The organism is Staphylococcus sp. FSL W8-0271 (assembly GCF_038006605.1).
Taxonomy (GTDB): domain Bacteria; phylum Bacillota; class Bacilli; order Staphylococcales; family Staphylococcaceae; genus Staphylococcus; species Staphylococcus cohnii.
Map to the genome: position 1 here is coordinate 1,890,140 of NZ_JBBOVM010000001.1, position 15,155 is coordinate 1,905,294.

Here is a 15,155-nt window from a genome sequence, read left to right on the forward strand (position 1 = left end):
ATTAATAGTTTTTCAAATGAAAGTTTTGGTTTTTCGAAAAAATAAATCTATAAAAAATGTAAACGCCAATTTCAATTGAAATTGGCGTTTATGTGTGATCAAACTACATTAATATCGTGTTTCTCTGACCTTTTGATTTATTTTGAATCGCTTGTTATATGTTTTAAAATTTCATCAGTTAATGCCTCTACACCTTTTGTTTCTAAATGAATACCGTCTGGTGCAAAATATTCTGTATGATCTTCAGAACGTTTGTACCAATCAATAAGCGTTACATTTTTATGTGCTTTAGCGGCATCTGTCATCAATTTATTCACGTGACTTTCATAACTTCTCGGAACGCGCGTATTCACTAAATAAATTTGTGCACTTCCGAATTTATTGATTAACGTATCTAATTGTTCTTTACTAAAGTCACCATTTGTACCTAGTTCTAGCACAATTTTATCAGAGCTCTTATTAAATGATTGATAGTGTTTTTCTACAAGTGGTGCAACATCATATAAATTACGACCAACTTCACCATCAATTTTTGCGTTTGGCACCCTTTTTTTAAAATTCTCACCTATATCAACCATCACTGAATCACCAATGAGCAATGGTTTAATATTTGTATATACTTCTGATGTTGTTATTTTTTTAGCATTTGATTTATCAAAAAAGTTTACTTCATCAATTGGTATCGGCCGCACTAATTGTTTATCAAATTCATCTGTTTTAAACGTTGTTTTTTTATCTGTAATCATATCTTTACCTAATTTATCAAAACTGCCGGATAAAACAAATAAGCTTGGAATCATAAATATTAATAAAATAGCTGTTCTTACAAACGGTAATTTTTTACTTACTTTTATAGAAAATACTTTGAAGCCTTTTTTTCTAAAAGGTGTTTCAATATAGCGGTACGAGAGTTCAGCTAAAGTGATTGTCAATATGATATCTAAAACATACACATAATTCGGTAATTGCCCAGCAACGTAATATGAATGTACAAAACTAATAACTGGAAAATGCCATAAATACAAACTATAAGATCTCTTACCAATCATAACAAAAATAGGGTTACCGATAACTTTAGCAAAATAACCTGATGGATGAACAGCACTCATTATGACAAATAGCGTCATTGCAGATATTAAGTAAAATCCACCATTATAAATCCAATCACTATTATCATTAACTTTATAAAAAAGTAAAAGTAAGATAAAAATACCAAAAACGCCAATACCATCTATGATATGCGTTAATGTTTTTTGAGGATTTTTCTTCAACTTGAACGGTGGCCATAAAAACGCTAGTATAACACCCAATAACATTGTTTGAAGTCTCGTATCTGTACCAAAATAAACTCGTGAATGAGACATATGCGGTTGTGAAATGATAATCATCACAAGTAAAGAAATTAATGAAATTATCCAAAATATTAAAACAACATTGCGGTATTTTTTTAATGATAATAAAAGCAATATAAAAAGAATTGGGAATACAATGTAAAATTGTTCTTCAATTGCTAAGGACCATAAATGTTTTAATGGCATAAAAGCAAATTGTTCAAAATAATTGACATCTGAAGCGATGTACCACCAATTAGAAAAATAAAAAATTGCTGCTATTGCATCCTTTTTTATATTAACAATTTCTTCTGGTTTTAATACCAATGTTGCTACTACTACAACAAATACTAAAGTTAGTACTGCAGGTATCAATCTTTTGAATCGTCGTACCCAAAAGTTTTTTAAATTAATTATCCCTGTTTCTTCATATTCTTTTAAAAGTAAGCTCGTAATTAAATATCCAGAAATAACGAAAAATGTATCAACACCTAAAAATCCACCAGTTAACCATTGCTTATTTAGGTGGTAAATAATAATACCAATTACTGCTATTGCTCTTAAACCATCTAAACCAGGCATATACCGCGTGTTACGTGTCACATGATTATTTTCAAGATCATTGTTCATTTCCCCACAAACTTTCCTAAAATTACGTAAACATCTAATTTATTCACTTAGCCATTGTAATATTAATGTAATACAACTGCAATTATTTTAATGAATTGAGCGATAGAAATAAAAAAATTTAAAATAGCCTGACATAAAATGTCCATAAGTGTTCTAAAATAAAAAAACTAGCTTAAGTTAGCAATACATATCGAAACGTATTGTTACTTAAACTAGTTATCTATCTTTTATTAACCTATGCCAAGTGCAATTTTAGCATAACGTGACATCATTTCTTTACTCCATGGTGGACTCCAAACAATATTTACTTCTGTGTCTGAAATCTCAGGAATTTCTGCTAAGACCATTTTTACTTGGTTCATAATTTGTGGTCCAAGCGGACAACCCATAGAAGTTAATGTCATTTCTACTGTACATAAGCCTTCATCATCAACATCTACGTTATATACTAAACCTAAGTTTACGATATCGATTCCTAACTCAGGGTCAATTACCATCTCTAAAGCATTTAGTATGCTATCTTTTAATCCTTCGTCCATACATCTCACCTCTTCGTATTTAATCATACTAACAATATATCAAATATCTTACAAAACGCCAATAAAATGCTATGATATTCATACATCATTTATTAAATTTAAAGGAGATTTACATGAGTTCTTATTTAATTTGTTTAGACTTAGACGGAACACTGTTAAACGATGACAAGAAAATTACACCTTATACTAAAAAGGTTTTAACGATATTACAAAAGCAAGGACACAAACTAATGATAGCAACTGGCAGACCATACAGAGCCAGTCAAATTTATTATCATGAACTAAATATGAATACACCTGTAGTTAATTTTAATGGTGCTTTCGTCCACCATCCAAAAGACGACCATTTTAAAAATAAACATGAAGTACTAGATTTAGACTTATCGCATGAGATTATTCAGTCACTAAACAACTTTGGTGTTTCCAATATTATTGCTGAAGTAAAAGATTATGTCTTTTTAAATAATTTTGACCAAAAATTATTTGATGGTTTTTCAATGGGAAACCCTAAAATAGAAACCGGTGACTTACTTAATTCCTTAAATGAATCACCTACTTCAATTTTAGTTGAAGCTGAAGAGTTTATGATTCCTAGAATCAAGCAAATGCTTACACGTTTCTATGCTGAAAACATTGAACACCGAAGATGGGGCTCACCCTTCCCAGTTATTGAAATCGTAAAACAAGGTATTAGTAAAGCAAGAGGTATAGATTATGTTAAATCCTATTTAGATATGGATAGAAATCATATTATTGCATTTGGCGATGAAGATAATGACTTAGAAATGATAAAATATGCCAAACATGGCATTGCTATGGAAAATGGTTTAGACGAATTAAAACATGTCGCAAATCATGTAACTTATTCAAATAATGACGATGGTATTGGTCGCTATTTAAATGATTTTTTCCATTTAAACTTATTTTATGAAACAGTAGTAGAATCACATATTTAATTATTAAATTTATAGGGGGCTATATACTATGAATAAAATTGTAGTGGTTGGGGCTGTTGCTGGAGGTGCAACCGTTGCTAGCCAAATCAGAAGATTAGACCATGTGAGTGAAATCATCGTTTTTGAAAAAGATAGAGATATGAGTTTTGCTAACTGTGCACTGCCTTATTATTTAGGAAATGTCGTAGATTCTAGAGACAAAGTATTAGAAGCAACGCCAGAGTCTTTCTATGATTCTAAAAAGATTGTTGTTAAGCCCTATCACGAAGTAACTGCAATTAACGACAAAACGCAAACAATTACCGTATATAACAAGCAAGATAATACGACGTTTGAAGAAGGCTATGACACTTTAATTCTAAGCCCAGGATGTAGCGCGAATTCTTTAAACTTAAATAGTGATATCAGTTTTACATTAAGAAATATGGAAGATACTGATGCCATTGAAAACTTTATCGAACGACAAAGCGTTAAAACAGCACTTGTCGTTGGTGTGGGATATATTGGATTAGAAATATTAGATAATTTACATCATAGAGGTATTGAAAGCACATTAATACATCGTTCAACTCATGTGAACAAATTAATGGATAGTGATATGAACCAGCCCATTTTTGATGAAATGAAAGCAAGAGATATCAATTATCGTTTAAATGAAGAAATTGTAAAAGTGAATGGTCATGAAGTTCATTTTAAATCTGGTAAAGTTGAACACTATGATTTGATTATTGAAGGGATTGGCGTTAAACCTAATTCAGAATTCATTCAATCATCAAATGTAACTTTAGACAGTAAAGGTTACATTCCAGTAAATGATCGGTTTCAAACGAACATTGAAAACATTTATGCTTTAGGTGATATTATTACTTCTCATTATCGTCATGTAGACTTAACTGCACATGTACCTTTAGCATGGGGGGCTCATAGAGCAGCAAGTATTATTGCAGAACAACTAGCAGGAAATACTTCAGTACACTTTAAGGGTTATTTAGGCGCAAATATTGTAAAATTCTTTGATTATACCTTTGCCAGTGTTGGCGTAACACCACAAGAATTAGATAACTTTGATTATGAAATAGTAGAAGCTAACCAAGGAGAACATGCAGGTTATTACCCAGGAAATACTAAGTTACATTTACGTGTCTATTTCGATAAATCTAGCAGACGTATCATTCGTGCTGCTGCTGTAGGAAAAAATGGTGCTGATAAACGTATAGATGTTTTATCTATGGGCATGTTGCATAAATTAACCATTGATGAGCTTACTGAGTTCGAAGTTGCTTATGCTCCACCTTATAGTCGACCAAAAGATATTATCAACATGATAGGCTATAAAACGCGTAATAAATAATTATTAGGAACTAATGCAGAGATAGAAATCATTTCATATTGATCTCTTTTGTTAATGGATTTATTCAACATAATAAACACCACCACTGTTCAATTATATATATTATAGTATTTTCAGTTTAATGTTGGCAGTGGTTTGGGCCGACGCCTGCGAGAAGCGCACTAGCCGAAGACTACAGGCTAAGGCAGTTCCCGCGGAAAGCGTGCACAAAAAAACTGCCAACAAAGTCGGAGACTTTGTCGACAGTCTGAACGGAGACATTAAATTGTCTCCGTTTTTTACATACCAAACATTTGTGTGATTGGTCCTTGCGGTAAAATAACACCAATAATCATAGTAATTATAATTAATGCAATCGTGCCCCACATCATACCGTTGCTTGATTGTCCTTTTTTGCGTTTTGTAACTGTAACTTCCATTAACGCTACTACAGCAACACCACATATCATCTTCAATGTTAATAACATGTGTCCGCCTGAATTTCCATCACCAAATGCTTGAATCCAGATCCAAAATCCTGAAATTAAGACTAAAACCATGAATAATCTTAATAGCATATGAATTGGTTTAAAATAAGGTGTTGCGCCTTGTTTTTCTGAGAAATTAAAATAAGCTGCGAAAAACAAGATAATTAATAATACCCAACTTGCAATATGCATATGTAACATATATGATACCCCCACACTATTTTTACTTTTTATAAAAAATATAAATACATAATTACTTTTAATTACAAAACTAAAAGCGTACTTCTCTAATCATACTGAAAAAGTATATGTTTTTCAAAAAAAGTTCTGCACTTCACATTTTATCTTTAATTTCAATTTAAAGCAATATCATTACTTTGTTTCAAAAAAATTAGGCTAACTTTATAATCATTAGCCTAATTGGTTTATTTTTATTTTTCTGATATGAAATTTGTTAAAGTACCAATATTATCAATCGTTACTTTTACCTCATCACCTGGCTGTAAGAACTTAGGAGGGGTCATACCTGCACCCACACCAGCTGGTGTACCAGTAGCAATGATATCACCAGGATGTAATGCTACATACTTTGAAATCTCTTCAATCAATTCATCGATTTTAAGAATCATTTCCCCTGTATTACCATCTTGACGAATTTCATTATTTACTTTAGTTACAATATTTACATCTTCAGGTGTTGGTAATTCATCTTTTGTTACAATATATGGACCAACTGGGCAACCACCAGTTAAACTTTTAGATAAGAATGCTTGGTCCTGTTCGTTTTGAGCTTTACGGTCAGTAATGTCATTAATGATTGTATAGCCATATACATAGTCAAGTGCTAAAGCTTTTGGAATTTTTTCACCTGATTTGCCTATAACAATACCTAGCTCACCTTCATAATCTAACTGATCTGTAATATCTTTATGGTTTGGTATTACACTATTATCACCCGTTAACGATGAAGCTGCCTTTGTGAAGACGTATAAACGTTGTACCTCATGATTCAATTCACTTGCGTGATCTTGATAGTTACGTCCAAAAGCAATCACATTATTTGTTGGCGTTACTGGAGGTAAAAACTCAATATCTGTAAATGCAACTTTATATTCTTCAGCTCTGCCGCTATCTTCTGCCGCTACGACTGCTTTACGTACTTGTTCTTGGAAATCTAATATTTGGTTTTGTTGAAGACCATTCAATAATGTCTTAGGATGAAAGTCTCCTTCCGCAAAATCTGCAAAGACTTTTTTCAAGTCCCAAGCAGCTTCTTCTCTTTTAACTTTCACACCATAAGATGTCTGTTCATTATGTCTGAATGATAAAAATTTCATCCAATATCAGCTCCTCATCTATATCTTATTACATATTATAACTATATTTAGTAATAAATCACAAATAAATACCCATTATTTTCAAAAAATTCAATAAACACTGTCTTAGATATCACATCATTATTTTAAATAAGTCACTTTACGCCACAACCACTCAATAGGTCCATATCTATAAAATTTCAGATACATATAACAGAAAATAAGTTGCAAACTATATACAATAAACACGATAATATAAGATTCGTAAAGTGGCAGCTTATTATAAAAACCTAAGCCTGCAAAAATAAATGTAAAAATAAAACTTTGCATTAGGTATACTGTTAAACTTAATTTTCCTGGATACTTAAAAACACGCACTATTTTAGAAAACCGGTTAAATTGACAACAATAGATAAACAATAATATGTAACCAAATGCTACAATTGGACCACCAATCATAGCGCTAATAATAGCAAAAGCTTGATTTCCATAATCAATTACATATGGCATTTTAAAAGCATATCCTACAACTAACATAACAGATACATATAAAATATGACGATAACGACTTTGATTAGATTGTACTTTTTTAATCAAGTTGTATTTTTGTGCTGCCATTCCTAAGAACACATACGGTAAAAATTCAAAATATGCAGAAAAAGTTACTGTATCTATAATATTATAAATATTTTCAGCAGCATTTATTTTTAAATAGTTAAAATATTCACCACTTTGCTTAAAGTTGACGACTTCAGAAACAGTATATCCGCTTATGTTAATAGTACTGTATGGATCATCGAAGAGTGTCACTAAAAAAGTAGGTAAAATCAACATCAATACTTTTATTACAAACAAAACAATACCTATTTTTAAAAGTTGCTTCGCATTTTTTTTAATAAATAATACTGCAATCATCCCAGTAAATGCATAGCTGAATAAAATATCACCTGAAAAAAGTAAAAAACCGTGTAATGCACCTAATATTAATAAAATTATTAATCTCCTATAAATAAAAGGATAGTATTTCATTGATCTTTTTAGACTATGCTTATACATTATGGCTAAACCATAACCAAATAAAAAAGTGAAAATGGGATAAAAAGAACTAATCACAAAAAGTGTAACGCCTCTTAATAAACTTTCATCTATGCCCTTCACTAAATCAGGGAGAAATGATTCTTCATATGGCATACTAAAAGTCAAAATATTCATCAATACAATGCCTAACAAACTGAATCCACGTAAAGCATCTAATTCAAATATTCTCTGCTGTGTCGACACTGTTTAGCACTCCTTTATCAAAACATTATTTTATCGACTTATCATCTATTGAAAGCTGACCAAATTTAAAGAAATATAGATAGCCTTTAACAGATTTACCAAGGATGGTCTGTAAGGTGTTTCTATAATATTCCATTTGTATTTTATAACGGGTGCGTAATTGATTTCCGACTTCTTCATCTGACATATGCAAACGTCTATTAAAAGCATCTGTTTTATAATCAACAAAGTAATATTGGTCATCTTTAATAAAAATTAAATCAATCATCCCTTGAATAATTGATGCATCAGTTTCTCCATCTTGCAACTGGTCTACCTTTGCTTGATTAACAACGAAAGGTAATTCACGATAAATATAATCACTTTGCGCTATCGTAAGATACAAATCGCTTTCAACAAAATTATGAATATCTTGAAATTGAATATCAGCTTTTGCGTCTTTAGGAATGATAGATTTAACAATTAACTGGTCAACAAATGCTTCAATTTCTTCTGAAGTTAACCTTTCTTGTTTAAATGGCAAATGCTGCATGACTGTATGCATCAATGTCCCAACTTCATTTGCTTTTCTTTTAGTTTGATGACTTAAAAATGCAGGTCTTTCGTATGCAGTCGTACCAATACGATACTGTCGAACTCTATCATAATTTGTATCCGCTTGTTCCGTTTCTAATTGTCGTTTCAATTCAGAAACAGACTGTTTTGAAGGTTTTTCCTTAGCTTCCTGATACGGATAGACGTATGTTAATTGTTGATGTATTTGTGTTTTTAAGGTGTCATTGCCACTATTCATATTCTCAATGTCACTAACAGTACGCTGTTCACTATCTGAAATAACTTGTTCTGAAGCAACATCTTCATAAAACTCTGTAGTCAATTTCACATAAGGTTTCATCGTAGCATCAATATCATCTATCGATTGCTCGAATCGCATTTCACTTGGTAATGACGATGATTGATATTTTGCTAGTATTGGATATATCATATCAATCGGTCTTTGGGCTGTAATTCGATAACTTACTGGTAAATGTGTTTCCGAGACAGAAACCTGCTCAAGTTGTGTTAATTCTTTCTCATCTTTAACACGACCAATCAAAAATAATTGTTCTTTAGCACGCGTCAATGCCACATAAATCAATCTCATCTCTTCTGAAACCATTTCTTTTTCTGCGATTGCTTTCAAAGTGACTGAAGATAATGAGGGATACGCTAAATTTGACTCAACATCGTAATACGTCATACCAAGTCCATAATTTTGGTTTAAGATGACAGGTTTGTGTAAATCGTCTCTTCTAAATTTACGTGATAAGCCAGAGTAAATAACAAATGGAAACTCTAACCCTTTACTACTATGAATTGTCATCATTCGTACTACATCATCATTAGGACCTATAATATTTTCTTCACCGAAATCTTTTCCTCGATCCATAAGTTCATCAATAAACCGAATAAATTGATATAAGCCGCGAAAACTAGAATTTTCAAATTCTACTGCTTTATTAAACAATCCATATAAATTCGCACGTCGCCCTTTTCCACCAATAAGTCCACTGAAATATTGAATAACATAATGATCATTGTAAAATTTATCAATAAGTTGATATACAGGATGATTTTGACTGTAGTCTTGATACATAGCTATATCATTTAAAAACAATTTTAATTTTTTGACTAGTTTTTTATTGGCAACATCATTATCCATATAATGTTGTATAGATTGGTAAAAATAATCATCATGAGGACTAAACACTCTAATGTTCGATAATTCATCTTCTGTAAATTGATAAATAACTGAACGCATTAACCCTACTAAATAAATATCTTGTAGCGGGTTGTCAATTGTTCTTAAAAAGGACAATATCAATTGTACTTCTGTTTGTTCAAAATACCCTTCCTTACTATTCACATGAAACGGAATATTATGATCTTTAAATGCTTGTTGTATTTTTCGCGCTTGCCCATATGACCTTTCTAATATAACGATATCTTTGTAATTAGGCTTTCGATATTGTTGTGTTTTAATATCATAGATTTCATGATTATTCATTATTTTTTCAACTTGTTGCACAATGTATTCTGCTTCTTGTTCAGAACCATTTAACTCAGAAGATGCATCTTCTACTAACATATTTAAATTTACATCATGTGGCTTGTTGTCAAAGGGAGCTCCATAATATAACTGTGCTGCATCATCATAGTTAATCTCACCTACAGATTCATCCATCATATGTTTAAATACGTAATTAGTCGTTGTTAACACTTCTAATCTTGAACGGAAATTTTGAGATAAATCTATACGTAAACCATAAGATGAACCTTCTATAGTAAAACGATTATATTTTTCGATAAACAAACTAGGATCTGCTTGTCTAAATTTATAAATCGACTGTTTTACGTCCCCTACCATAAATAAGTTGCCATCATGTTCTGCACCACGTTTAATACAAGACAAAATCTTTTCTTGTACTCTGTTTGTGTCCTGATATTCATCTACTAATATTTCTTCGAACTGTTCACGATAAGTTTGTGCAATGATTGAAGGTGAACCATCATCATTTGTTAAAATTTTCAAAGCAAAATGTTCATAATCTGAGAAATCTAAAATATTTCGACTGCGTTTTTTTTGATTAAAAAATGTTATGACATCTTTGGTAATAAGACCAAGATAAGCTACTCTAGGCGCTAAACGTTGCATATCTGCTTTTAGATTTTCTGAAGATCTTGAAAAATAATCATTTTTAACTTTTGATACTAATTTTTTATAATTATCATAATATGCTTTACCATCATCATAAGCATCTATCATCATTTCATTCGCTTCTTTAATCTTTTTATCTTTTCGAGGGAATGTTTTTTCAAATTCGTGTTGCACGATTGCTTCATGATTGATATAGCCATTTTCCATAGCTTTACTTAAAAATTGTTGTTCTTTTTCGATAACTGCAATTTGTTTATCAACTTGCTCCAGCATCATAAATAAATCATAACTTTTATTTAATGACTCTAACGCTGATTCCATAAATATCATAGCCAACTCATTTAGTAATTTTAATAATGCTTCTTGTTGTGCTTCATCTTTATATGGTGTTGAAAGATGGCTTAACCAATTCAAAGGATCGGGATTAGCAACACTAAAGAAATACATTTTTTTTACAATATCTCTAAGTTGCTCGTCATTTCTATCTGAAGACAATTGTTCAGTCAAATCAACAAAATGAGGATTTAATATATCGTAATGTTGTTCTAAAACTTCATCAATGGTTTGTTCAAGTAGCAAAATATTTTCCGCTTCACCACTTGTTTTAAAGTTTGGATCAATGTCTAATACATCGTAATGTTGCTGAATTAACTTTAAACAAAAACTGTGAAGTGTAGAAATTTGAGCTTGATGAATTTTAATGCGTTGATTCTTTAGATGTGTATTATCAGGTGATTCAATAAACGCTTCTTGAATACGTTGGTCTACACGTTGCTTCATCTCTCTTGCACTTGCATTAGTAAATGTTACAACTAATAAACGATCTACGTCGATTTCATCTCTAAGAATGCGTTGAATGATACGTTCAACTAAGACCGCTGTTTTACCAGAGCCTGCAGCTGCTGCTACAAGTATATCTTGATCTTTTGCAAAGATACTTTTCCACTGATTATCGGTCCACCTTGTATCAGCTGGTTTCACAGGAATCTCACTTATCATTCTTCTTCCTCACTTTCTAATTCCATATTTTGTATCGCTTCAATTGGGTTAATTGTTTCATCTACAGTTCTATAGCGTTTACTATCAATCATGCCATCAACATGACAGACTGGTTTATAGCTACAGAAATCACATGGCAGTGTTTGATTATACTTCATGGGTGCTACTTCTGTATGTCCATCCATAATATTAGATGCTGTTTCTATAAAATTTTGTTTATTATGCTGAATTAATTTGTAAATAGTCTTTTCGTCCGCAACTTTACTATTAGATTTAATACCACCGTCTTTTTTTAAACCTAAAGGTACAATATCTGAATTATAGCTTGGTTCTATTCGCGTATCAAAAGCGTCTAATACTGCTTCATCACTATTCAATAAGCCACTTAGTTTAAAAGATTGAATAAATTCTAAATCTCTTTTCGTCTCATTTAATTCATTCCAAGCAAGTTTAATACGTGGTTCATGAACATGAAAATACAATAACCCACCTGGTTTAGTCATATTCGTTAGTCCGAGTCTAGATTTATTTTGTAATACAATATCCATATAGGTCATCATTTGCATTTGCATACCATAATAGACTTTTGTTAAATCTAAGGTCCCACTATATTTTGATGATTTATAATCAATAATATTTACAAAACTTTCATCTCCATGGTTATACGTATCTATCCGGTCAATTTGTCCCCGAATATTGATAGGAACCCCTTGTGTTGTTTGTAAAGGCTGAGCATATAGCTCTTGATTGTCCCTTGGTTTTTTTCTGAAACTAGCTTCAAAACGTTGCGGCATAAATTTACTGTAACTACCTTGATATTTTAACGCGGTTAAAGTTGTTTCTACTATTGAACCTATGCGCTGTGACAAATAGCGGTAATAAGCTGTTGAATTTAATAAATTAAATTGTATCTCTGGGAGAATTTCAGATAATGCGTCACTCGTTAATTTTTGAATTTGCTTTACGTTTAAATTTTTGAAGTCACCATTAATTTTTTCAGAAATAAATTTTAATACTTGATGGAATATATCACCTAAATCAAAGTTTTCTAGTTTATATTTTGTACGTTCATTAAGTCGTAAACCATGTGAAGCAAAGTGTTTGAATGGGCATGATTGATACCCTTCAAAACGTGATACGCTGGCATTAATGGTCGTACCATATAAATCTTTTGATAGTGCCTCACTTAATTGTACTGTCTTATTATCGTAAGTGAGAGATGATAATAAATAATTAAGGCCCGCATTTAATTTCTCATCATCTCTCATAACTTGATATGTATCTAACCATGTATCTGCGACAACTTCTTCATCAAGCCACGCTTTGAGCGATTCAAATAATGCAATTTTTGTTTGATGTGGATGTTCCATTAACGTTAGTGGATTTGCTTGATGTTGACGATGGATGTTTTGTACTTCAAGATTTGTAAACAGTTGTTGAATTTGACTTAAAAATGGACTCGCTTCTTTTTCATCTCCACTTGCGCCCATTAATGAATACGAGAATGTCACTTCTGAACGCCCTCTCGTCATAGCAATATAGCAAACAAATGCTTCATCCATTTGTAATATATCTGATGTTGGACTTAATTCAATCTCAGATTGTTCTTCGAAATATTTTTTCTCTTCATCTGTAATTAAGCCTGAAGCACTAACAGTCTGCGGTAAAATACCGTCATTTACACCAACTAAATACACATGCTGCTTATTATCAACTTTTGCTAGGTCCATGGTACCAACGCTAACTTGATCAAGTGTTTGAGGAATCATTACAAATTCCAATTGATCCAAACCAATATCTAATAGCTCTAAAAATCTACTTTTTGTTAAATCTTGAGTTCCAAATACTGTAACTAAATCATCTAATGTTTGAATAAAACCATGCCATATTTGATCAATTTCTTCTGCTTTACGGTGTTCGCCTTCAGCATCTAACGTATCACGTTCTGTCATTAACTGGCTGGGTAAATCAAATGATTCGATTGCTTCATAAAATGCCGTTGCAAAATCAACAGCTGTTGTTGCATTCGCCATTTGATTTTCAAAGCGCATAATTTTATCTATCACATCTACTTTTAATTGGATGACCCTCTCAAATGTTTCACGTTCTTCATCTGTTAAAGGTTGCCGTTTTAAACCCATTTTTCTAAATTGTTCAATTTGGAAATATTTATCATCTATCCAACGTTTGCCATAAATACCACGTTCTAATACAAAATTTTCTAAAATATCAATTAAGTATTGGCTGTCTTTAAATTTTTTAGTTAAAATATTTGTTTTAAACAAACGCATGAGTGGTTCAAAGTTCCAATTTGTCTGAAGTACTTCAATTAATGAACGGAACATTTCCATTATAGGATGATGCGTCATTGATGACTTGACGTCAATGTTATACGGGATGTCATATTGAGGTAAAATAGATTCCATTAAATATGCATATGACTCATCTCTATATAAAATAGCAATATCTTGAAACCGTCTACCCAATTCACGATTTTCTTTTAGAATGCGTCTTGCAATTTCATTTATTTCTTCTCGCATCACTGATGATTCTATAATAGAGATGTGTCCATTTGACGCAATTGGTTCAAATTGCAATGCATTAAAGTTTTGTTCTAAATGTGTTAAATCATCGTGAATGAATCTTTGCTGTTGATAAAATTGCTTGATATTTAAATCAATATTTAATTCATTTGCGATATCTTGCATATGTGTTAAAGATTCTGACGGCTTTCTAAATAAACTAAAAATATCTTTATCTCCATCAGTAGTTAAAGCAACTGTAACTTTTTTAGTATTTTGAACTAATGACCGAATGATTTGATATTCGATTGTAGAAAAGTTATGAAATCCATCAATGTAAATCTCGGCACGTTGCAACCATTCAGACTGATTCATCACTTCAATAAATCGTTGCAAACTATCCTCAGTAGAAATATATTCTCCACGAATTCTATCTTCTAAATGTTTATATATTAATGCAATGTCTTCTAATTTATGCTTAGTCCTCGTTTGTAAGTGGTTGGTTGCTATATAATCTTCAATATGTTGTGGTGAAACTGCATATTTCTTAAAATCTTGTATTTGTTCATATAATTTTTCACTGAAACCATAGTATTTCACTTGTGATTGATACAATTTTAACTGTGACTGATGTTGTTGAATAATGTCATAAATCATCATTTCAGTACCAACTTTGGATAACTGTTGTTCTGTTAATCCTCCAACTTCTTGAAAAACACGATGACTTAAGCGTTCAAAATGGAGCACTTCAGTTCTCAAACTGCCATATAATAATGGATCGTTTACGAAGGCTTGTTCTAGCTGAAAAGTGTTTTGGGTAGGTGCGATTAATATAATAGGATCCCCTAATGGATTTTGTTTCATTTTTGTTTTTATTTCTTCTATTACACTGTATGATTTACCAGTGCCAGCTCTCCCAATATAAGCATTGAATTCCATTGCATACAACAACTCCTTTGATTTATATTTTAACATATTAAGCATTGTACTTTGTTTATTAGTCTATGTGATTTACCTACACTTATGTTCATATATTAATTAAATATTGTATTGCTTTTATATTTA

General features: G+C 31.4%; 9 protein-coding genes. 2 read left to right on the plus strand and 7 right to left on the minus strand.

The window, feature by feature from the left end:
* Positions 1-137 precede the first annotated feature (137 nt).
* Positions 138-1,961, minus strand: a complete 1,824-nt coding sequence (locus NST87_RS09195; RefSeq protein ID WP_040030152.1) for an acyltransferase family protein — start codon at positions 1,959-1,961, stop codon at positions 138-140.
* 230 nt (positions 1,962-2,191) lie between these two features.
* The gene (locus NST87_RS09200) at positions 2,192-2,500 is read right to left on the minus strand and encodes a metal-sulfur cluster assembly factor (RefSeq protein ID WP_019469047.1); all 309 of its coding nucleotides are present in this window, start codon (positions 2,498-2,500) and stop codon (positions 2,192-2,194) included.
* 113 nt (positions 2,501-2,613) lie between these two features.
* Here NST87_RS09200 and NST87_RS09205 point away from each other — a divergent pair, with 113 nt between their 5' ends.
* Together NST87_RS09205 and NST87_RS09210 are read left to right on the plus strand one after the other, a co-directional pair.
* The gene (locus NST87_RS09205; protein ID WP_340721613.1) at positions 2,614-3,456 is read left to right on the plus strand and encodes a Cof-type HAD-IIB family hydrolase; all 843 of its coding nucleotides are present in this window, start codon (positions 2,614-2,616) and stop codon (positions 3,454-3,456) included.
* A 28-nt stretch (positions 3,457-3,484) separates the two neighbouring features.
* Positions 3,485-4,807: a CoA-disulfide reductase gene (locus NST87_RS09210; protein WP_340721614.1), complete on the plus strand. Its 1,323-nt coding sequence runs from the start codon at positions 3,485-3,487 to the stop codon at positions 4,805-4,807.
* Positions 4,808-5,085: 278 nt separating this feature from the next.
* Here NST87_RS09210 and NST87_RS09215 read toward each other — a convergent pair whose 3' ends face one another.
* From NST87_RS09215 to addB, 5 genes are all read right to left on the minus strand, one after another.
* A complete protein-coding gene (locus NST87_RS09215; protein ID WP_019469044.1) occupies positions 5,086-5,475 on the minus strand; it encodes a YisL family protein in 390 nt (129 codons plus the stop codon).
* Positions 5,476-5,705: 230 nt separating this feature from the next.
* The gene (locus tag NST87_RS09220; RefSeq protein WP_019469640.1) at positions 5,706-6,611 is read right to left on the minus strand and encodes a fumarylacetoacetate hydrolase family protein; all 906 of its coding nucleotides are present in this window, start codon (positions 6,609-6,611) and stop codon (positions 5,706-5,708) included.
* A gap of 120 nt (positions 6,612-6,731) precedes the next feature.
* Positions 6,732-7,871: a DUF418 domain-containing protein gene (locus NST87_RS09225; RefSeq protein ID WP_040030155.1), complete on the minus strand. Its 1,140-nt coding sequence runs from the start codon at positions 7,869-7,871 to the stop codon at positions 6,732-6,734.
* A 25-nt stretch (positions 7,872-7,896) separates the two neighbouring features.
* A complete protein-coding gene (addA, locus tag NST87_RS09230; protein ID WP_040030156.1) occupies positions 7,897-11,568 on the minus strand; it encodes a helicase-exonuclease AddAB subunit AddA in 3,672 nt (1,223 codons plus the stop codon).
* Complete coding sequence (gene addB, locus NST87_RS09235) at positions 11,565-15,029, minus strand: helicase-exonuclease AddAB subunit AddB (protein WP_019469643.1); 3,465 nt, start codon at positions 15,027-15,029, stop codon at positions 11,565-11,567. The genes addA and addB overlap by 4 nt, the downstream gene beginning before the upstream one ends.
* Positions 15,030-15,155: the final 126 nt, after the last annotated feature.